This window comes from Streptomyces asoensis (genome assembly GCF_013085465.1).
GTDB lineage: Bacteria > Actinomycetota > Actinomycetes > Streptomycetales > Streptomycetaceae > Streptomyces > Streptomyces cacaoi_A.
Map to the genome: position 1 here is coordinate 7099884 of NZ_CP049838.1, position 16362 is coordinate 7116245.

Consider the following 16362-nt stretch of genomic DNA (forward strand, 5'->3'; position numbering starts at 1 on the left):
CCTCCCCGCTACTCCTCGGTGCTGGCGTCCTCCGACTCGGCGTCGTCGGCCGGCTGCTCCTCGTCGTCCTGCTCGTCGAAGACAGGCCGGTCCGCGCCGAGTGTCAGCGGGTCCTCAACGAGACGGCCGGTCTCCTTCAGGATCCGGTCCACCTCCGCCTTCTGGTCCTTCTCGTCCCAGTCCGGGTGCACCAGCTCGACCAGCGCCTCAGTGGACGCGGCCTCGGCCTGCCGCAGCGCGTTCGCGGTCTCGGCGAGCGTCTTGATGTCGTCCTGCACGCTGTCCTGGAACACCACGTCGGGCCGCTCGACGTCGACGGCCGTGACGCCCGGGAACATGGCCGACGCCTCCAGCATGAGGAGGACCTCCACGATGTCCGCGATCGCCGTCGCGGCCAGCTCGGACTTTCGCGCCCGCGTCGACATCGACCTCGCGGTGCGGGCCTTGATCTCCGTCGCCGTGACCGCACTCCCTGAGGAGTCGTCCCCGAAGGTGTTCCCGCTGTAGCCCGCGTTGCGGATTACCTTGCCCACGAGGTCCTCGACCGTGGCCCGGTGCTCCTCGTGGCGGATCGCGAACTGGTTCAGCGTGATGCCCTGTTCGGAGTTCGGCGGCACGTTCAGCAGCGAGAACGCTTCACGGTCATCCCACACGCCGCCCATGCCGGGCCCCGTGACCGACAGGAACTGCGCCGGAACGATGATCCGCGACTTGGCGAGGCGGATGTCCCGCATCCACGACGTGTACGTCTCGTCGATCGCCGACAGGAATGTCTCCGCGCCCTGGTAGTCCGAGGTGCCGAGGCCGGCGCCGCCGGGGATGTCCCGCCAGTCCGGGGCGAACATCGTGTTCGGCAGGTAAGACACGGCGAGCCGCTTGCCGATGGGCAGTTCGCGGTAGGGCAGGAAGTGCTTCGTGGCTGCGAACTCGGTGAGGTCGCGCGGCTTGCCGAGGTTGTCCTCGGTGCCGTCGTACACGCCGTGCAGGATGATGCCGGGCTCGTGCCGCTCGAGGTGGCGGACGACGCGCTGCCCTTCGCAGGCGATGACGGTCCAGAACGTGACGGCGCGCAGCTTGTCGCCGTGGGCGAACTCGGGTGCGGCGCCGTCGGCGTGGACCAGGCTGATCCACGGGCCGGGCTGGACATCTTCGTCCCACACGATCCGCAGGTACGAGCCGCCGAGGGCCGCCGTGGTCTCCCCGGACGCGATGAGGGTGCGCTTCATCCCGAGGTCCATGAGGTCCTCAAGACGCTTCTGCGTGGCCTTCGCCTTGGCCTTCAGGGCCGGGGGCTCGGAGTACAGCAGGTCCGAGGATGTGCGGGCGATGTCGCGGGCGAGCGGCATGTGGAGGTTGGCGCGCTGCTCGCCGAGGGGGGTGGGCTGGCCCCAGAACCAGCGGGCCACGGTGCCGACGAGGCCGCCGCGGTACTGGCTCGGCCGGTTCTGGAGTTGTCCGGCCTGGCCGGTGGCGTAGGAGCGGGTGCCGCGGTTGCGGTAGCGGTAGGCGAGCCGGTCGGGGTTGGCGGAGAACCAGGCGGACCAGTCGTCCATGTCGGAGCGGATCGCGGGGTGGATCGGCGGCCAGGCGGTGTTCTTCTCAGGGAGTGCCACCGTCCGCCTCCTTCGCTGCTGCTGCTTCCATGGCGTCCGCCGTTTCCCGCAGGGCTGCGGCAACGTCCAGCGTGGTGAGCGTGATCGTGCCTGCCGCGTCCGCCGTCAGCTCGATCGCCCCGATCTCCATGGCGGAGCCAGCGCCGATGCTCAGGTACACGGGAATCGATGCCGTCGCAGCCATCAGGCAGCCACCTCCAGGGATGTTGCGGGCAGCAGGTGCCGCCACTCGTTCACCGAGCTGTGCAGCCCGTACCGCAGACCGTCCACGCTGTGGTCGTTGACCTTCAGCGGCTGGTCGATGCCCTTCAACGAGGCCTTCTCGTCCCACACATACGCCGGAAGCTCCTCCAGCAGGCCGGAGCAGGAGCGGTGGATCGACAGCAAGTTCGCGCCGAACGCCGTCGACACCGACCGGATGCCGTCCTTCACCTCGTTGTCCGCCTGCGTCACGCCGAGCACCCCGTCCGACCACAACTGCGTCATGAAGCTCGCAGCGCTCGGGTCGACGTACAGCCACGACGGGGACACGCCCTTCGACCCGCGATGCTCGTAGGACGCCAGCCACTGGCGCACGCCCACGGAGTACTGCGCGTCCGTCAGCTGCCGGCGCGCGACCCGCGAGTCGTGCCGGTACTCCGACGCGACGTACAGCCGCGAGTCGGCGCCCACCCCGATCAGCAGCGCCGCGAACGGGTTGACCGTGCCGTAGTCGATGCCGACCGCCATCCAGCGGGAGATCTCCGGGACGATGTCGATGATGTGGCGGGCCTCGTCGAACGCGTCGTAGATGACGCCTTCCGCGAGGCACCACTCGCCGAGGATGTACCGGCGGAAGAACAAGCCCTGGTGCGACCGCTTCAGCGCGTCAACGTAGGCGGTGGGCAGGGACGGGTTGTCGTCGAGGATGAAACTGAAGCGGGCGACGTCCAGCGCGCTGGGGTCCTGGGACTCGACGAGCGTGCCGTCGCGCCGCACGTGGAGCCGCGCCCGGTCGAGGATCTGCTTCTTCAGCCAGTGGTTGGGGCCCTCGGGGTTCGTCGTGCCGAACCACTGTGCGCCCTCCACCGACAGGCGGGTCTCCAGCATCTGGAAGAACGACTGCGGGTACGTCGTCACCTCGTCGCAGTACGCGCCCGCCAGAGTGAGGCCCTTGATCTTGTCGACGGCCTTCTCATCGTTCGCGCCGGCCACGTAGATCGTGCGGCCGAAGATGACGACCTCACCCGCGCCCGCCCGGTACACGCACCGGCGTTTGCCCACCATCTGCTCGATGACGTCGATGATGTTCCGCTTCAGAGTGCGCTCCGTTTTTCCGACCATGAGGAGCGCGCCGGGCGGGCCCGTGCGGATGTACTTCAGCCACACGAAGATGCTCCCGATCGTCTTGCCCGACCGGACCGCGCCCTCCCACAGGTTCCCGCGCGCGGCCGCTAGCTGGGTTGCCCGCAGCGCCTTGCCAGAGAGAGCAGTGAACATCGTCCACCCCTCTCACTCGCCGGGCATCATCCCCCTCAGCCACTGGTCCACGGCCGCCAGGCCCTCCAGGTCCTCGCGCTCCGGCGGGACGAGCTTCAGCGACTTCTCGATCGCGATGCTGGCCGCGGCCAGGAGGTCTCGCTTCGCGTCGGCCGGGGGCTCGTCGAGTTCGCGCTCGACGTACTTGTTCGCGGCGCCGCCGATCCGGAACACCTTCGCGGGCTGCCACAGCTGCTCGGTGAGTCGCTCCGCGTCGTCCTGGAGGGCCTCGGCGAGGATGGCGCGGCGTTCGGCGAGTTGAGCGACGCGGTGCCGGGTGGCTTCCTCGGTCACCGTGATCTCGAAGACGAGGTTCATCTCTGCGGCGAGGACGGACACGGTGCGGGTGCCGCGGTTGATGGTCCGAGCGATCTCGTTGCGGCCCATGCCTTGCGCGTGGAGGCGGCGGACTGCGTCGTAGTCCTCTTGGGTGACGGCGCGCTGGCTGTGGCGCAGCCCGTTCTTCCTGGGCGGAGTGGGCATGGCCGCCTCCTTCTGGGCGTGCGAAGGCCCGGCCGCCATGGGTTACGGCCGGGCCAGTCTGTGTGGGCGCTGGGGGTCAGCCCTTGTCGGGGCAGGTGCGGCCCGCGTTGGTGGAGAACTCGCTGCCGTCCTCGTCGAGGCCGGTCGCGGCCGCGCCCATGTTGCCGCGGGCGAGCTTGCCGTTGGCGAGCCGGTTGTCGACGCTGGCGGTGCCGCCGCTGGAGCAGTTGATGTCGATGAAGTAGCCGGCCTCGGCGGTGAGCTTCTTCGTGACGGCGGTGAACACGTCTTTCAGGCCGGTGAGGCTGTCGACTTCGACGACGACCTGGCGGGTGTTGCCGCTGGTCTCCTGCTCGACGATTTTGTACGCGGGCGTCTTGGCCGCGGGGGCCTTCTTGGTCGGCTTCGCGTCGTCGCTGGTGTCGGTGCTGGTGCAGCCGGTGAGCGCGAGGGCGGTGATGGTGATGGCGGCGGCGATGTGGCGGTTTCGCATGTTCCCCCCTGGAACGTGGTGCTGTGAGGGGGCATCATGCCGTATCCGCGTTGATCGTTTCCGGGCACGCCAGATCTGCGGGTCAGTGTGGGGCATGATCGGCTGAAACGTCAAGCAAGGTTGAGGTTCACGCCCGGGCGGCGATCCACTCGCCATCCTCGTCCAGCACCATGCGCACGCCGCAGCGGACACACACGCCACTGGACCGGGCGTCCCCGAACCCGGTCACGTCGGCCGGGTCATGCTCGAGGCAGGTACCGGTCATCCGCATGGCGACGACCAAGGCGGCTGCGGTTCCGGGCTCGGGCGGGATGCCGAGGAGGTCGTGTTCGAGGACGGCGATCCGGGTGGGGTTCGCGCGCGGCTGTGCGGGCGCTGGGGCTGGACGGCGGCGCCAGAACTTCATGGGGTGATCCTCTCGCGCGAAGGCCCGGCCGTCACAGGGGTGAACGGCCGGGCCTTCGTGTTGCCGAGCGGTCCCGGCGCGTAGCCCACAGTGTGTCAGGCCGAGTCAGTCGTCGTCCTCACCTACGGCAACCTCAACCTGCTTGATCTTCCCGCTCGTCGACAGCTCAGCACGCACGGGATTCGAGCCGGGCGCGCCGACCTTCCGTGCGTTCTCGACGAACTCGGCGAGCTCGTCCAACGTGAGGTCTTTGTCTTCCCCGGTGAAGCGCAGCGCAGCAGGCATGCCCTCATGGTGGCGCACGAAGGCCCCGCCGGGGGAGTGGTGCGGCGGGGCCGGGCTGGTACGGAGGTCTACTTCACGGGCTGGTGGCGGTGCTCGTCGGACAGATCGTAGATGATCAGGCCCCCGTTGGTGCGCTGGACCCGCACCCCCTTCCCACCCTCCTCCCCTCCACCGTTGTTGCCGTTGTCGTTGTCGCCTGACCTGCAACAACAACCGACTCCATGCGGGTCGGCGGGAGAGGGAGAGGGGGCGGCCGGGATGGCCTCCTTACGTACGGCCGGCCCGTTCCCCTCTCGCGTGCGGCTGGCCTTCCAGGGGATGCCCGCCTCCTCGAGGAGCGCCTTCACGACCTTGGTGTCGGAGAGCTTCAGGTCGTCGCGGAGGCGGGTGAGGAGGACTCCCTTGTCGTCACCGATGAGACGGCGGAGGGCGGCGCCAACGTCCGGCTGCTCCCTCTCGACAGCTGCGCCCTCGTCGGGGTCGCGGCGGTCCCGGATCCACCCGCGGGTCTTCTGCCAGACGCAGGTCCCGATGATCCCGACGATCACGTAGGCGATCTCGGGCCACACGGCGACGATCCCCCACACGGCGCCGAGCAGGACGAGGACGGCCTTCGCTGTCCGCTCGCTCATCCCGCCCGGCTCCCCCGCCTCCTCCGGATCGGTCCCGCCGGCCTCCTCGGTGCTCACCCGAACACCCCCGTGAAGCCGGTCCCGGCCAGGTTCACGCCCGAGCCGAGCGGGATCGCAGCCACGCCGGCCACGTTCCCGGACAGAGCCACGAGGATCCCGGCCAGCGCGCCGAGCAGGATCTTCGACTTGGACTGCTGCGGCCCCCACTTCAGCAGAGCGATCAGCACGACCGTCAGCAGGAACACGATGACGTAGCCGCCGTCGGTGAGGACCAGCTGGTGCGCGCGGGTGACGTCGGGGGCGTTGCCGCCGATGCCGTAGACGAGCGCGCCGTAGCCGATGACGTTGCCTGCCCACAGGGCGAGCCAGGTGACGCCGCCGAGGAGGGAGAACGCGCCGAGGGCGGCGAGGGCGGCGAGCATCCCGTACAGCTTGGCGAGGACGTACGGCACGATGGCGCCCCACCGGCGTTTCTCCTTCATCCACCAGCGCATCAGGAACAGCAGGTCGATGCCGACGCCGAGGGCGACTCCCCCGAGGTTGATGGCCATGTACGGCATTTCAGTGGCTCCAGATCGTGGCGATGTAGGCGATGGGGAGTGTGAGGAGGATGACGGTGCAGGCGGCGGGGCCGAGGTAGGCGAGTGGGGCGCGGCGGGGGGCTATCGCGTGGAGGCCGACGGCGGCGAGGACCGCAGCCGTCGGCCAGAGGAGGCCCATCACGCGCTCCGGAGGTAGCGGCCGACGGTGTCCGGGCGGGCGTTGGCGTCGGCGACCTTGTGGACGTACCGCAGGACCGCGTCCGGATCGGTGATCCCGGAATCCCGGGCAGTCCGGACCGCGTCCTTCACGGTCATCGGCCCGGCGAGGGTCGGGAGCGGGCTGGCGGATCCGGACTGCGGATCGGATCCGCAGTCCGGATCCGCGGATCCGCGGTCCGGATCGCTGGTCAGGGAGCGCCGCTCGGCGTCGAGGACGGCCTCGCCGCGCTGCAACTCCCGCTGGATCGGGATCATCGCGAGCTTCCCGTCGAGGGCTGCGCGCCGCTTCGCCACCCACTGCTGCGTCCGCGAGTCGAGGGGTCGGGCGTGCACACGCATGGCGATGGTCCAGCCGCCCTTGGCGAGCGCGGACACGGCCGCGCCGACCGCGCCGACGACCATCTGGTCGAAGACGTAGCCGTGCGCAAAGACTGCGGCCATGGACACGGCGAGGGCCCAGCGCCCGGCTCTGCGGGGGGCCTTGGCGCGCTCAGGGTCGGAGCGCAGCAGCCACTCGACGGCCATGCACATGATCCATGTGAGGTCGAAGGCGACGCCGGCCGCGTAGGCGATGACCGCGACGACGGACATGGCGAGGAGTCCGCCGATCGCGCTGGTGCTCCAGACGAGGGCGACGGTGACGAGGAGGGTGGCGCCGATGGTGACGGCGGTGCGGACGATCTGGTCCCAGTCGCGGGGCGGGGCAGGGACCTCGATGGTCTCGGTGTCGAGGACCATCTCGGTGACGCCGTCGACGGTGTGGGGTACGAGGCGGGTCCGCTCGATGCTGCGGGTCTTCACGGTGCTCCTCCGGGAGCGGCATGGGACCGGCCTCCCGCGGCCGTGGGGGAACGGAATCGCGGGAGGCCGGCCGATCTGGGGGTGGGTCAGGGGGCGTAGAGGCCGCGGCGGCGGCGCTCGTTCTCGCGGTCGCGCTGCTCCCAGGCGTCGGCTGCGGCTCCGGCGCGGCGGGCTCCGCTGGTCTTGGAGCGGAAGAACCGCCCGACCGACCCGGTGACGCTGGTTCCTGCGGCCGGGTAGGCGCGGGTGGACTGCTCGCGGGTGCGGCGCCAGGCCATCAGATGCACCGTCCTGGGAGGACGCCTTGCCGCTCGCCGGGCCCGCCTTGCGCCTGCTGCTCGCGGGTGACGCCTTGCTGCGTGGCGTAGTCGTCGGCGGCGCGGGCGAGGAGCTGTTCCGGGGTGGCGTTCGCGTCGTCGTGGTGGGGGCTCGGGGTCTGCTCGCTCATGCGGTCACCGCCGGACGGCTCGCGCTGGCGAAGACGCAGATGGTGTCGAGGAACGTGGGGTCGGCGAGGCGGACCACGCGGAGCGGCTGGCCGTCGCGGTCGGTGGTCTCCCACTCCTCGACGCCGCCGCCGGTGGCGCGTTCCACGGCGATCAACGCCTCGGTGGCCGGGACGGTGTCGGTTCCCCAGACGGTGCCGTAGTTGTCGAAGTTGACGACGGTGCCGGGCGGGAGGCCGGCGAAGGGGCTGGGCTGCTTGGGGGGCTGGTCGGTACGGTTGGCCATGAGGGCCTGCCTTTTCGTGATGGTTGAGGTGGGCCTGGCCCCGTCCCGGAGCGCCAACTCAGCGGGACGGGGCCGTTTTGCATCAGTAGCGCGGTGCCACTTCCAGCACTGTAGGGGAACCCCCTACACTTTGGCCAGTGGCCCGCCCAAGGAGAAGGGGCCGGGTGTGACCGAGGAGGCGCAGCGGGTGTTCGATGCCATCGACGCTGTCAAGGCGATCGCCGACCCGACCGAGAGAGCGCGAGCCCTCGGCGAGGTGCTGAAGGCTCTGCCGGGGCAGAACAAGGCGCTGAAGGAGGCGCGGCAGGCGGCCGTGAGTGAGCTGCTCGCGCGGCCGGGTGCGTCGCTGCGCACGGTCGGTGCAGAGTTGAACATCAGCTTCAGCACGGTGCAGGACATCGTGAAGGGCTACTCGGGCTCGGGGAAGAACCGGCCGAAGACGGAGGCGTCGGATGGATGAGCTGGTGCGGTCGCTGCATGCCACGCGTCCGACCGAGGGGTAGCTCGCGGGCAGGGCCTGGGCGTACGGTCGGTCTGCACCATGATGGGGGGCGCCCATCGACGGCCCGCCGATCCTCACGGGGACGGCGGGCCGCGTGCTGCTCACGGCCGCACGGTCTCCTCGTAGGCGTAGTCCATCCTGAGGCAGTCGCCTTGCAGGCTCATGCCGCGCAGGAGGTAGTGGGCAACAGCGCCCGGATCGTGGTCCAGCGGCCGACTGACGCGTCCTCCCGCTGAGGCCGGGGCAGCTTGGTCCCAGCTGAGTCCGTCGAGCGGACCACCGTAGAGAGTGATGCGAAGGGCGCGCATAGGGCCGTGCCTCCCACTGAGGAGTTCTGGGCCCCGCGCCTGCAAGAAGTCTAGGGCGCGGCACTGACACCGCGCCCCAGCCCTACGCTGCGATCACTCCCTCAGCCCAGACCACCCCGCACCCCGTGCAGTGCGCGAGCGGCGGCCGGCCCTCCCCGCCGTGGACGTCGATCGCCCCACCACAGCCGTGCCGCTGCTCCAGCGTCCGCCGCTGCGCCGCAATGTCCAGCGCCCGCTCGACTCGCTCGGCGGCGCCGGCCGCGACCACACCGATCTGCTCCAGCTGCACCACCGTCAACGCGCGGAACGGGCCGCCCTTCCCCTCGATCCGGGCCAGCAGCCACAGCGCGGTGTACGAGGCGGAGCGGCGGCGGCCGGTCCACCTCCAGCGGCGCGGGTCCGCCGCGTCGGCGCGTGCGAGTTGGTTGCGGCGTTCCCGGTCGGCGGCCGGCCAGTTGCTGGGGGCGAACGGCATGGGCGCGCGCTGTACGTCGGCGGCGATCTGGTCGGCGGTTCCGTGGAGGGAGGCCTCGACGGCACGCATGGTGTCGAGGATGTGGAGTCGGACGGGGACGGGGCGGACGCCGATCTGGATCGGGTCGCGTTCCTGGCTGCGGAGGTGGGCGGCGTGGGCGCGGTCGTAGTTGAACTCGGCGCGGTCGGCATCTTCGAGGCGGGCGAGGTAGCCGCGGAGGCCGAGGCCGAACGCGCCGAGTTGGGTGGGCTGGCCTACGGCTTCGTGGAGGTCCGCCCAATGCAGGGCGACGGTGCGAAGGTTCGTGGCGGCGGTGGTCATCGTGACTCCCGTGGTGCGGTGGGGCGGTACGGTGATCGCACCGGATGGGGCGTGCCTGGCCTGGGGAGGTCGAGTGGGCGCGCCCCTTCGTCGTTGCTCAGTCGTCGGCGGAGATCAGGCTGGCGATGCCGAGCCACGTGAGGACGGTGGCGATAACGCCGACGATCCCGGCGAGCTGGCCGTCCGCAGTGAGGCCGTAGGTGACGCCTCCGGAGACGGCGCCGAGGATGACGCCGAGGATGAAGGTGGGCACGGTCACTGCTCCTTGGTCTGGTCGGTGCCGGGCTGCTGCTCCGGCGGGTGGATCGCGTGGTGCAGCTCGACGAGCCGCCGGTCCCACCAGCGGGACAGGCTCGTGCCGAGCGGCGGCGGCCCGGCCTTCACCCACCGCTCGTAGAGGGCGATGACGCGGGTGACGTCCTGCTCGGCGGATCGGTGGAGCGCGGCGAACACGCGGGTGGTCTTCTCGGCCCGGTCGCTTCGGTCGCTGCCGGGCCGGGCAGGCCGAGGGCGTCGCACATCGAGCACAGCGCGAAGGACGTGCCCTCGCCTCGGGCGATGCGGCGTGCCTCGCTGTGGACTTGGCGGGCCCGCTCGACGACGGCGTACAGCTGGTCGAGGGCGTCGCTGGTGATGCTGTCGACGGTGTGGCGGTCGGTCACTGGCCGTTCCTGTCGTGGAGGCCGAGGGCGTGGCGCACCCCGGGGAAGCGGTCGTTGGCGTAGCTCATGCGCTGGATCTGGAAGTCGACCGGCAGACCTGTGCGGAACCGGGCGAGTTCGCTAATCGCGGCGCAGATCAGGCCCCACCTGCCGTCCTCGTGGGCCGGTCGGTCCTGGGGAAACAGGGCATCGAACTCGTCGTCAGGCAGGATCAGCCGGACGTCGACGTCCCGCCACGTCTTGCCGATGGCAGCCGTGCCGACGAGGTAGGGGACGTGGCCGAACGCGGCGTCGATCTCGCGTCCGAACGCGTCGAGGTGGAGGGCGGCGGGCATGCCGACGCCGACCATGGGGCGGGGTGCGGGTTGGTTGGTCATGCTGCGGTCCCGTGGTCGAAGCCTGCGGTGATCGCCTCGAACTGGGCGCGGGCTGCCGGGTCGAGGCGGTAGGTGTCGCGGCGCGGCAAGACCGGGCGGGTGCAGCCGGGGCCGTGGACCTGGCCGTCGGAGTGGAGCCAGAACGAGCAGCACGGCACGAGCGGCTCGACCTGCTCGCCACGCTTCAGCCTCGCCGCGCGCTGCGCCTCGGCCCGCTTCCGGTGGTGCGCCCGTCGGGCGAGCGCGTCGACGCACAGCAGACCGGGCGCGATGCAGGCAACAAGGGCAGCGATCCACCATGCGGAGGTGACGGCGAGCCAGGCGGCGCCGGCCAGCTCGAGGACGGCGATGGCGCGGCAGGTGCGGGCGATGGCGAGGTTGGTCACTGCTGCTCGCCTCCTTCCAGCCGGAGGGGCGGGACGTCGAGCGCGGCCCGGACCATGCAGTCCTTCGCCTCCAGGAGCTTCCGGAGTCCGGCGGTGAGCTCGGGTCCGTCGGGGAGGTGGTCGACCATCTCGTGTGCGAGGGCGTGGAATGGGGCGCTGAACCAGGCGAGGTTGGCGGGCAGGTGGTCGTACTCGAAGTACCGGAGGATGTGGGTGGTGCTGGGGTGGCGGTTGCTCTTCTCGGTCATGCGGCTTCCTTGTAGGTCGAGGGCCCTGTGTGGCCCGTGTGGGCGCGAACTCTGCGTGCGGCGTAGATCCGGGCTCGCGTCCGCCCGTAGCCCCAGGAGGGGTGGACGACGCCGCGCCACAGGCCGGTTGCGGCCCACCCGCCGAGGAGGGCGAGGGTGAGCAGCGCGATGGTGCCGACGACGCCGAAGACCACGGTCCAGCCGAGGAGCCACCAGCCGAGGGTGAGCGCGGTGTCGATGGCCTCCCCGATCACGGCCGCTCCCCGGGGGTGTGCTCGGCCTCGGCGACGTATGACGTGACCTTGCGGACGAGGCGCAGCGGCCCGCTGTTTCCGTCGGCGAGGCTCTCGTACAGGCGGCGGGCGTCGTCTCGGTTCGGGTAGGCCGGGCCCCAGTCCTCCCACTTGCCGGACCTTCGCTGCGCCTGGACGATCCAGCCGGTGTCGGTGGGGATCGGTGGGTGGCGGAGCTGGAGGAGTTCGGCGGGCAGGACGTGGCGGCCGACGTACACGGCGACCGCGAGGGTGAGTTCGGCGACGAGGTCGTCGGTGCCGCCGAGGCAGTGGCGGACGGGGACGGTGGACACCTTGTCGGCGATGACGGCGGCGAGGGGCGCGAGTTCGTTGAGCTGCTCGGTGGTGAGGGTGCTGGTCGGGTCAGCCACGGCTGGTCTCCTCGTCGCTCAGGACGTCCCGGCTGCACGCGGTGCAGATCCCGCCGTCCTCCAGCTCCTCGGCCGTGACTGGGGTCCAGATGTCTCCGGCCGGGTTCGGGGCGCAGCGCAGGCAGTGCAGCTCTGTGCGGGTGGTGGGGACGTAGGCGACGACACGGTCGGCCTCTCGTGTCTGGGTGTCGGGCTGCTCCCCGACGGCGGGCCGCTCGTCCGTCGGCTCGTCAGGGAAGAGGGCGTTCAACTCGTCCACGTCTGCCTGAGCCGCCGCCAGTTCCTCGGCGGTGAACCGGCCCTCGCAGCAGTGGTCGCCTGCCGAGCAGGGGCTCGGGATGGAGGCGAGCCGGCCGCACGGGGCCTGCGCCTCGGTGGGCTTGAAGCCGCCTCGCTCGACCGCTCGCCGGACGGCCCGCGCCTGGTGCTCCCAGTACGACTGGTCGTCTGTGTCGAGGTTCTCCCAGCCCACGCCGTCTGGCATGAACCGCTGGTACAGCCAGGCGGGCAGCGAGTCGAGCGTCTCGGCGGGCTGTTCCTCGGCGGCCACACGGCTCGGACCGTCGGCGGGCGCGGACAGCGCGGCGTCAACGGCCTGCACCGTCGGGCACGGCCAGGGCATCCACCAGCCGACCGGCTGCGGCTGCCGCTCCTCCTGGGTGCAGGTCTCGCAGTACTGGCCACCCTCGCCCTCGATGGGCTGGTGCAGTGCGGCGATCGCTTCCCGGAGCAGCGTGGCCCGGTCGGCGGACACGACAGCAGACGGCGAGACGGCCAGCACCGCGTCTCGGGCCGCGTCCATCGCAGCCTCCAAGCCGTCGTCCCAGCCGGACTGGTAGTGCTGCGATCCGTCGGGCGACGGGGTCTTGAGGGCGAAGATCGCTCGGGTGACGTGCTTCGCCAGCTCCTCGGCGGCCTGCGGGTTGGTGGTGTGGTTCATCGGTCCTCCGTAGGGTGGGCTGGCCGGCCGCCGGTACTTCCGATACCGGCGGCCGGTCCTGCGTGGGTGGTCAGGCCGCCTGGTCGGCGTGCAGCGCCAGGAACTGCCGGCCGATCCACTCGGAGTAGGCGGGCGGGACGGCTTGGCGGGCCTCGGTCTTGTTCATCCACGTGCAGCCCATCGCGTCCGCATAGGCGCGCTCGCCCTTGTGCATGAACGGCAGCAGCCCCTTGTGGTGCCAGCACGGCGGGAGCAGCTCACCGCCACCGCCCCACGAGGTTTCGAAGCTGCGGTGCCGGCGGACGTTCAGGCCGAACTGCGAGCCGCACAGCAGGTAGTCCGGGCGCAGCGGCGCTTCGGGCACGTTCTCGATGACCCGCGGGCGGCCGGACTTGTCCATCAGCTTCCGGCCCGGGGTGAGGAGGTCCTCGTGGTCGGCCTGGTCGCCGCGCCACTGGGTGACGTTGGCGAACGCCTGGCAGGGCCAAGAGGCGTGCACGAGGGCGTACCGCTCGACTTCGCCGGTGGTGATGATCCGGTCGAGGTACTCCAGCGCGTCGGCCTGGTGGAACTCGAACGGGTAATTCGGCATCGGGTTGACGTCCACGCCGACGACGTCGTATCCGGCGAGCCAGTAGCCCCACGACAATCCGCCGGCGCCGCAGCACAGGTCGAGGACGGTCAGCCCGTTCGGGGTACGCCCGGTCATGCGGGCCTGCTGTCGGCCGCACCAGACACGGCAGACGCGGCGGGGCGGCGGTCGGCGAGCATCCGCAGCCAGGACGCGACCGCCGTGCCGTGGTTGCCGCCGAAGAACGACACCTCGGGCGGCTCCGGGTCGGCCATGTCGGCGACCTCGTGCAGGACTTCGGATGCGTGCTGCGCCAGGGCGAGGGCCGCGTCGTCTCGCGGCGCTTCCACACCGGCGGTGGCCTGCTGGAGGAGGTAGAGCGCGCCGAGGGCTGCCGTGCCGGGGTCGTCGAGGTCGTAGCAGAGCGCGGCCAGGGCGGCGCGGGCTTCGACGGCCGGGCCCTCCAGCTCGGTGATGCGGGCGCGGAGCCTGCGGACCTCGGTGAGCAGCGCGGGCACGTCGGTGTCGGTGAGCTGACCGAAGTCGGGATGCGCGTTGGGGTCGATGGTGGCGGTGCGCTCGTACAGGTGGGCGGCACGGGTCTCGATTTCGTCGAGCTGCTGCTCGGTGAGCGGGATGGTCTGGTCGGTCATGTGGATTTCCTTTCGCGCGGGCCCTGGTAGAACCGGGTCCTCGGGTTGGTGTGGGGCGGTATGGGCTGGCCGGTCAGGCGTGGCCGAACTCGATGTCGGCCAGTTCGGCGCGTGCTTCGGCGACGGTGGTGCGGCTCATGGCCAGGTCGTAGATGAGGCCGACGGCGTGGTATTCGCCGCTGTCGGTGGCGTCGCGGAGGCGGGAGGCGATGTCGGAGATGAGGTCGAAGACGTCGCTGTCGGAGTCGACGGGTTCGTCTTCTTCCTCGTCGTCGGCTTCGTCCGGTGCGGTGTCCTCGTGCACGGCGGCGATCACGGAGGCTCGCAGTTCCTCGGGCATGCCGGGGTGGAACGCGAAGTGGATCCGCACTCCGGTCACATCGGCGTGGGTGATGTCGACGTGCTCGGCGTCGGGGATCAGGCCGTCGGCGCCGAGGTTGATGGCCCACTCGGAGATGTCGGCCGCGCCTTCGATCAGCGTGTGGATCGCCGTGGCCGGCGTGTTGAGGTCGCGGCATTCGAGTGCCTCGTCCCACGTGAGTCCGTCGTCTCCCGTGTCGGTGCGTGTGCTTTCGATGTGGGCGTCGAGCATTGCGGCGAGGGTGGCGTTGGGGTGTTGGTGGCCGCGGTGTGCGGAGAGCTGTCGGGCTGCTTCGGTGCGGAGGTCGTCGTCGGTGTAGGGGCGGTTGGTGGTCATGCGGTGTGCCTCGTTTCGGTGTCGGTGTCGGGGTGTGTGGGTCGGTCGGGGTGGCTGCCGGTGGCGGGGTCGCAGCCGAGGTGGGTGTCGTATCCGCGGTTGGCCCAGTCGGTGGTCATGGGTCGGGTGCAGATGGTGCAGAGGGGTTCTTCTGAGGCTGGCCGTTCCGGGGTTCCCTCCCCGTTCCCCCTCTTCGAGGGGGGAACGTGGGGAACGGGGGGCGTTCCGGGTGTTTCCGGGGGCGTTCCGGGAAACGTCTGACCTGGGGTTTTGTGTGTTCCGGGGTGCGTTCCGGGAAACGTTTCCGGGAACGCTGTTTGGGAGGGGGTCGGGGAACGCTCCGGGGAAACGTCGATACCTGGCATTTCGGACCGTGCTTTGCGGCGTCGGATGGCGTCAGCGATCTTGTTATTACCGCCCGGTACGCGGAGCTCGGCGAGCTTGTCCCGCGCAGCCCGGTTGCCCGCGTCGTTGGGCAGGCCGGCGCGGTCGAGGGCGGCGATGATGTGCTCGACGGTGCCGGGGATGGCGGCCATGCCGTGCGGCTCGCCGGGCTCGGTCTCCCACGTCATGACGACGTGGCGGGTGCCGCCGACGGCCCAGTTGTCGCCGTCGCGCTGCGCCTGGCGGAGCAGGGTGAACTGTTCGGGGCCGATGCCGGTGCGGGTGTGGGTCCGCTTGAGGGCGAGGGTGCCGCCGCCCTGCGCGGTGAGTTCCCACACGTGGTCGACGTCCTGCGTTTTGGCGGAGGAGCCTCGGCCGCCGCGGTCCTTGTCCTTGCCGAAGTGGTCGAGGCGCACACTCGCGATGCGGTCGCGCTTGAGGGGCAGCAGCGTGTGCCGGTAGAGGGACAGCCAGGTGTCGGCGTCGTTCTCGGGGCCGCCGATGAACCGGCTGACGGTGTCGATGACGACGAGTTCGGCGCCGGTGGCTTTCACCAGGGCGAGGAGGTCGGCGCCGCCGCCCGCGGTGTCGAGGGGGCGGATCGGCGGGAACGACGCGTACCGGAGTTCGCCCATGTTCCGCGGCCCGGCGCCGAACGACAGGAACCGTTCCTGGACCTGCTCCTGACCGTTCTCCGCGTCGAGGTAGAGGATGCGCACCGGGTCCTGCGGGGCGTCGCCGAGGAAGGGCTGGCCGGTGGCCATGCGCCACATCCACTCCTGGCAGAACAGGGACTTGCCGGCCTTGCCGTCGCCGACGAGGGTGATCTGCTGGCCCGGTCCCATGAGCTTGCCGGGCAGGAGCTGGATCGCGCCGAAGTCGGTGGCGAAGAACGTGCCCCAGTTGAGGAGGCTGGCGACGAGGTGGGAGGGGCCGCGGCCGGTGTTCTCGCGGAGGGTCTCGGCCTGCTGGAAGTCGGCGACGAGGGCGGCGAGTTCGTCGCCGTCTGCCTTCCGGTCGATCGCCGTCTTGAGGAGGGTGGAGTGGGCGTCGTAGCGGCGCTGCCGTGCGGTCTCGGCGATGCGCTCGGCGAACGCGGCGGCCATGCCGGGGGTGATGGTGTCGGTGCCGAGCCGGTAGACGAGGGCGCCGCCTTCGACGCGGTGGAGCTGGCCCTGCTTCTCGAGTTCGGCGCGGACGAGGGCGGGGTGGCAGTGCTGGCCGGTGGCGTGCAGGCCCGCAGCGGTGTCCCAGATGAGCTGGTGGGCGGGCTTGTAAAGGTCGTCGCGGGTGATGAGGAGCGCGCACTCGTCGTAGGCCTGCTTCGAGTGCATGACGATGCCGACGACGTACTCTTCGGCCTCCGCGTCGTGGGGGCTGGTGCGATTGAGGCCGTCGTGGTCCGCCTGGTCTGGCGCAAGGTGGCGGACGTTGCTCACGGGCGGTCTCC

Annotated in this window: 28 protein-coding genes; 1 reads left to right on the forward strand and 27 read right to left on the reverse strand. The window is 70.7% G+C overall.

All coding sequences use genetic code 11. The features are described 5' to 3' along the window. Positions 1 to 8 precede the first annotated feature (8 nt). The 14 genes from G9272_RS31925 to G9272_RS31990 all read right to left on the reverse strand — a co-directional run bounded on the left by G9272_RS31925 (position 9) and on the right by G9272_RS31990 (position 7724). Complete coding sequence (locus G9272_RS31925; RefSeq protein WP_171399706.1) at positions 9 to 1613, reverse strand: phage portal protein; 1605 nt, start codon at positions 1611 to 1613, stop codon at positions 9 to 11. Further along, complete coding sequence (locus G9272_RS31930) at positions 1600 to 1797, reverse strand: hypothetical protein (RefSeq protein WP_171399707.1); 198 nt, start codon at positions 1795 to 1797, stop codon at positions 1600 to 1602. Before G9272_RS31930 ends, G9272_RS31925 begins: the two co-directional genes overlap by 14 nt. Beyond that, positions 1797 to 3092 (reverse strand): PBSX family phage terminase large subunit, encoded by a 1296-nt coding sequence (locus tag G9272_RS31935; protein ID WP_171399708.1) that lies wholly within the window; start codon positions 3090 to 3092, stop codon positions 1797 to 1799. Before G9272_RS31935 ends, G9272_RS31930 begins: the two co-directional genes overlap by 1 nt. A gap of 12 nt (positions 3093 to 3104) precedes the next feature. Further along, a complete protein-coding gene (locus tag G9272_RS31940; protein ID WP_171399709.1) occupies positions 3105 to 3614 on the reverse strand; it encodes a helix-turn-helix domain-containing protein in 510 nt (169 codons plus the stop codon). Positions 3615 to 3690: 76 nt separating this feature from the next. Then, positions 3691 to 4107 (reverse strand): hypothetical protein, encoded by a 417-nt coding sequence (locus G9272_RS31945; protein ID WP_171399710.1) that lies wholly within the window; start codon positions 4105 to 4107, stop codon positions 3691 to 3693. A 127-nt stretch (positions 4108 to 4234) separates the two neighbouring features. Continuing rightward, complete coding sequence (locus G9272_RS31950) at positions 4235 to 4513, reverse strand: hypothetical protein (protein WP_171399711.1); 279 nt, start codon at positions 4511 to 4513, stop codon at positions 4235 to 4237. A gap of 105 nt (positions 4514 to 4618) precedes the next feature. Then, positions 4619 to 4798, reverse strand: a complete 180-nt coding sequence (locus tag G9272_RS31955; RefSeq protein ID WP_171399712.1) for a hypothetical protein — start codon at positions 4796 to 4798, stop codon at positions 4619 to 4621. Positions 4799 to 4866: 68 nt separating this feature from the next. After that, positions 4867 to 5487, reverse strand: coding sequence for a hypothetical protein (locus G9272_RS31960; RefSeq protein ID WP_171399713.1), 621 nt, complete (start codon positions 5485 to 5487; stop codon positions 4867 to 4869). Further along, a complete protein-coding gene (locus tag G9272_RS31965; RefSeq protein WP_171399714.1) occupies positions 5484 to 5981 on the reverse strand; it encodes a hypothetical protein in 498 nt (165 codons plus the stop codon). Before G9272_RS31965 ends, G9272_RS31960 begins: the two co-directional genes overlap by 4 nt. Before the next feature lie 10 nt (positions 5982 to 5991). After that, complete coding sequence (locus G9272_RS31970) at positions 5992 to 6150, reverse strand: hypothetical protein (RefSeq protein ID WP_171399715.1); 159 nt, start codon at positions 6148 to 6150, stop codon at positions 5992 to 5994. Next, positions 6150 to 6992, reverse strand: coding sequence for a protein transporter Sec31 (locus G9272_RS31975; protein WP_171399716.1), 843 nt, complete (start codon positions 6990 to 6992; stop codon positions 6150 to 6152). The genes G9272_RS31970 and G9272_RS31975 overlap by 1 nt, the downstream gene beginning before the upstream one ends. Before the next feature lie 86 nt (positions 6993 to 7078). Next, a complete protein-coding gene (locus tag G9272_RS31980; protein ID WP_171399717.1) occupies positions 7079 to 7270 on the reverse strand; it encodes a hypothetical protein in 192 nt (63 codons plus the stop codon). Then, positions 7270 to 7440 (reverse strand): hypothetical protein, encoded by a 171-nt coding sequence (locus tag G9272_RS31985; RefSeq protein WP_171399718.1) that lies wholly within the window; start codon positions 7438 to 7440, stop codon positions 7270 to 7272. The genes G9272_RS31980 and G9272_RS31985 overlap by 1 nt, the downstream gene beginning before the upstream one ends. Further along, positions 7437 to 7724 (reverse strand): hypothetical protein, encoded by a 288-nt coding sequence (locus tag G9272_RS31990; RefSeq protein ID WP_171399719.1) that lies wholly within the window; start codon positions 7722 to 7724, stop codon positions 7437 to 7439. Before G9272_RS31990 ends, G9272_RS31985 begins: the two co-directional genes overlap by 4 nt. Positions 7725 to 7890: 166 nt before the next feature. On the opposite strand from G9272_RS31990, the gene G9272_RS31995 reads away from it, so the two are divergent. Continuing rightward, on the forward strand, positions 7891 to 8184 hold the full coding sequence (locus G9272_RS31995) for a helix-turn-helix domain-containing protein (protein ID WP_171399720.1): 294 nt from the start codon (positions 7891 to 7893) through the stop codon (positions 8182 to 8184). 432 nt (positions 8185 to 8616) lie between these two features. On the opposite strand, the gene G9272_RS32000 is transcribed toward G9272_RS31995, so the two are convergent. From G9272_RS32000 to G9272_RS32060, 13 genes are all read right to left on the reverse strand, one after another. Beyond that, on the reverse strand, positions 8617 to 9330 hold the full coding sequence (locus G9272_RS32000) for a hypothetical protein (RefSeq protein ID WP_171399721.1): 714 nt from the start codon (positions 9328 to 9330) through the stop codon (positions 8617 to 8619). Between the two features lie 97 nt (positions 9331 to 9427). After that, positions 9428 to 9583, reverse strand: a complete 156-nt coding sequence (locus tag G9272_RS32005) for a hypothetical protein (protein ID WP_171399722.1) — start codon at positions 9581 to 9583, stop codon at positions 9428 to 9430. A gap of 2 nt (positions 9584 to 9585) precedes the next feature. Next, a complete protein-coding gene (locus G9272_RS32010) occupies positions 9586 to 9783 on the reverse strand; it encodes a hypothetical protein (RefSeq protein WP_171399723.1) in 198 nt (65 codons plus the stop codon). A 205-nt stretch (positions 9784 to 9988) separates the two neighbouring features. Next, positions 9989 to 10369: a hypothetical protein gene (locus G9272_RS32015; RefSeq protein ID WP_171399724.1), complete on the reverse strand. Its 381-nt coding sequence runs from the start codon at positions 10367 to 10369 to the stop codon at positions 9989 to 9991. After that, positions 10366 to 10755 carry a hypothetical protein gene (locus G9272_RS32020; protein ID WP_171399725.1) on the reverse strand — a complete coding sequence of 130 codons (390 nt, stop codon included), beginning with the start codon at positions 10753 to 10755 and terminating at the stop codon, positions 10366 to 10368. The genes G9272_RS32015 and G9272_RS32020 overlap by 4 nt, the downstream gene beginning before the upstream one ends. Beyond that, positions 10752 to 11003, reverse strand: a complete 252-nt coding sequence (locus tag G9272_RS32025) for a hypothetical protein (protein WP_171399726.1) — start codon at positions 11001 to 11003, stop codon at positions 10752 to 10754. Before G9272_RS32025 ends, G9272_RS32020 begins: the two co-directional genes overlap by 4 nt. Next, positions 11000 to 11257: a hypothetical protein gene (locus tag G9272_RS32030; RefSeq protein ID WP_171399727.1), complete on the reverse strand. Its 258-nt coding sequence runs from the start codon at positions 11255 to 11257 to the stop codon at positions 11000 to 11002. Before G9272_RS32030 ends, G9272_RS32025 begins: the two co-directional genes overlap by 4 nt. Further along, on the reverse strand, positions 11254 to 11667 hold the full coding sequence (locus tag G9272_RS32035; RefSeq protein ID WP_171399728.1) for a hypothetical protein: 414 nt from the start codon (positions 11665 to 11667) through the stop codon (positions 11254 to 11256). Before G9272_RS32035 ends, G9272_RS32030 begins: the two co-directional genes overlap by 4 nt. Next, complete coding sequence (locus G9272_RS32040) at positions 11660 to 12607, reverse strand: hypothetical protein (protein ID WP_171399729.1); 948 nt, start codon at positions 12605 to 12607, stop codon at positions 11660 to 11662. Before G9272_RS32040 ends, G9272_RS32035 begins: the two co-directional genes overlap by 8 nt. A 70-nt stretch (positions 12608 to 12677) precedes the next feature. Then, entirely contained in the window at positions 12678 to 13316 is a 639-nt protein-coding gene (locus G9272_RS32045) for a DNA cytosine methyltransferase (protein ID WP_171399730.1), read from the reverse strand. Next, positions 13313 to 13831 carry a hypothetical protein gene (locus G9272_RS32050; protein ID WP_171399731.1) on the reverse strand — a complete coding sequence of 173 codons (519 nt, stop codon included), beginning with the start codon at positions 13829 to 13831 and terminating at the stop codon, positions 13313 to 13315. Before G9272_RS32050 ends, G9272_RS32045 begins: the two co-directional genes overlap by 4 nt. Before the next feature lie 73 nt (positions 13832 to 13904). Further along, a complete protein-coding gene (locus G9272_RS32055; protein ID WP_171399732.1) occupies positions 13905 to 14528 on the reverse strand; it encodes a hypothetical protein in 624 nt (207 codons plus the stop codon). Further along, a complete protein-coding gene (locus G9272_RS32060) occupies positions 14525 to 16351 on the reverse strand; it encodes an AAA family ATPase (RefSeq protein WP_171399733.1) in 1827 nt (608 codons plus the stop codon). The genes G9272_RS32055 and G9272_RS32060 overlap by 4 nt, the downstream gene beginning before the upstream one ends. Positions 16352 to 16362 lie beyond the last annotated feature (11 nt).

Excerpts from the sequence above, each read along its gene's own strand:
- G9272_RS31955 (WP_171399712.1), bottom strand. The coding sequence starts at position 4,798 with ATGCCTGCTGCGCTGCGCTTCACCGGGGAAGACAAAGACCTCACGTTG.
- G9272_RS31940 (WP_171399709.1), bottom strand. The coding sequence starts at position 3,614 with ATGCCCACTCCGCCCAGGAAGAACGGGCTGCGCCACAGCCAGCGCGCC.
- G9272_RS31990 (WP_171399719.1), bottom strand. The coding sequence starts at position 7,724 with ATGGCCAACCGTACCGACCAGCCCCCCAAGCAGCCCAGCCCCTTCGCC.
- G9272_RS32050 (WP_171399731.1), bottom strand. The coding sequence starts at position 13,831 with ATGACCGACCAGACCATCCCGCTCACCGAGCAGCAGCTCGACGAAATC.
- G9272_RS31950 (WP_171399711.1), bottom strand. The coding sequence starts at position 4,513 with ATGAAGTTCTGGCGCCGCCGTCCAGCCCCAGCGCCCGCACAGCCGCGC.
- G9272_RS32000 (WP_171399721.1), bottom strand. The coding sequence starts at position 9,330 with ATGACCACCGCCGCCACGAACCTTCGCACCGTCGCCCTGCATTGGGCG.
- G9272_RS31985 (WP_171399718.1), bottom strand. The coding sequence starts at position 7,440 with ATGAGCGAGCAGACCCCGAGCCCCCACCACGACGACGCGAACGCCACC.
- G9272_RS32015 (WP_171399724.1), bottom strand. The coding sequence starts at position 10,369 with ATGACCAACCAACCCGCACCCCGCCCCATGGTCGGCGTCGGCATGCCC.
- G9272_RS31945 (WP_171399710.1), bottom strand. The coding sequence starts at position 4,107 with ATGCGAAACCGCCACATCGCCGCCGCCATCACCATCACCGCCCTCGCG.
- G9272_RS31980 (WP_171399717.1), bottom strand. The coding sequence starts at position 7,270 with ATGGCCTGGCGCCGCACCCGCGAGCAGTCCACCCGCGCCTACCCGGCC.
- G9272_RS31965 (WP_171399714.1), bottom strand. The coding sequence starts at position 5,981 with ATGGCCATCAACCTCGGGGGAGTCGCCCTCGGCGTCGGCATCGACCTG.
- G9272_RS31970 (WP_171399715.1), bottom strand. The coding sequence starts at position 6,150 with ATGGGCCTCCTCTGGCCGACGGCTGCGGTCCTCGCCGCCGTCGGCCTC.
- G9272_RS31930 (WP_171399707.1), bottom strand. The coding sequence starts at position 1,797 with ATGGCTGCGACGGCATCGATTCCCGTGTACCTGAGCATCGGCGCTGGC.
- G9272_RS31935 (WP_171399708.1), bottom strand. The coding sequence starts at position 3,092 with ATGTTCACTGCTCTCTCTGGCAAGGCGCTGCGGGCAACCCAGCTAGCG.
- G9272_RS32025 (WP_171399726.1), bottom strand. The coding sequence starts at position 11,003 with ATGACCGAGAAGAGCAACCGCCACCCCAGCACCACCCACATCCTCCGG.
- G9272_RS32045 (WP_171399730.1), bottom strand. The coding sequence starts at position 13,316 with ATGACCGGGCGTACCCCGAACGGGCTGACCGTCCTCGACCTGTGCTGC.
- G9272_RS32055 (WP_171399732.1), bottom strand. The coding sequence starts at position 14,528 with ATGACCACCAACCGCCCCTACACCGACGACGACCTCCGCACCGAAGCA.
- G9272_RS32040 (WP_171399729.1), bottom strand. The coding sequence starts at position 12,607 with ATGAACCACACCACCAACCCGCAGGCCGCCGAGGAGCTGGCGAAGCAC.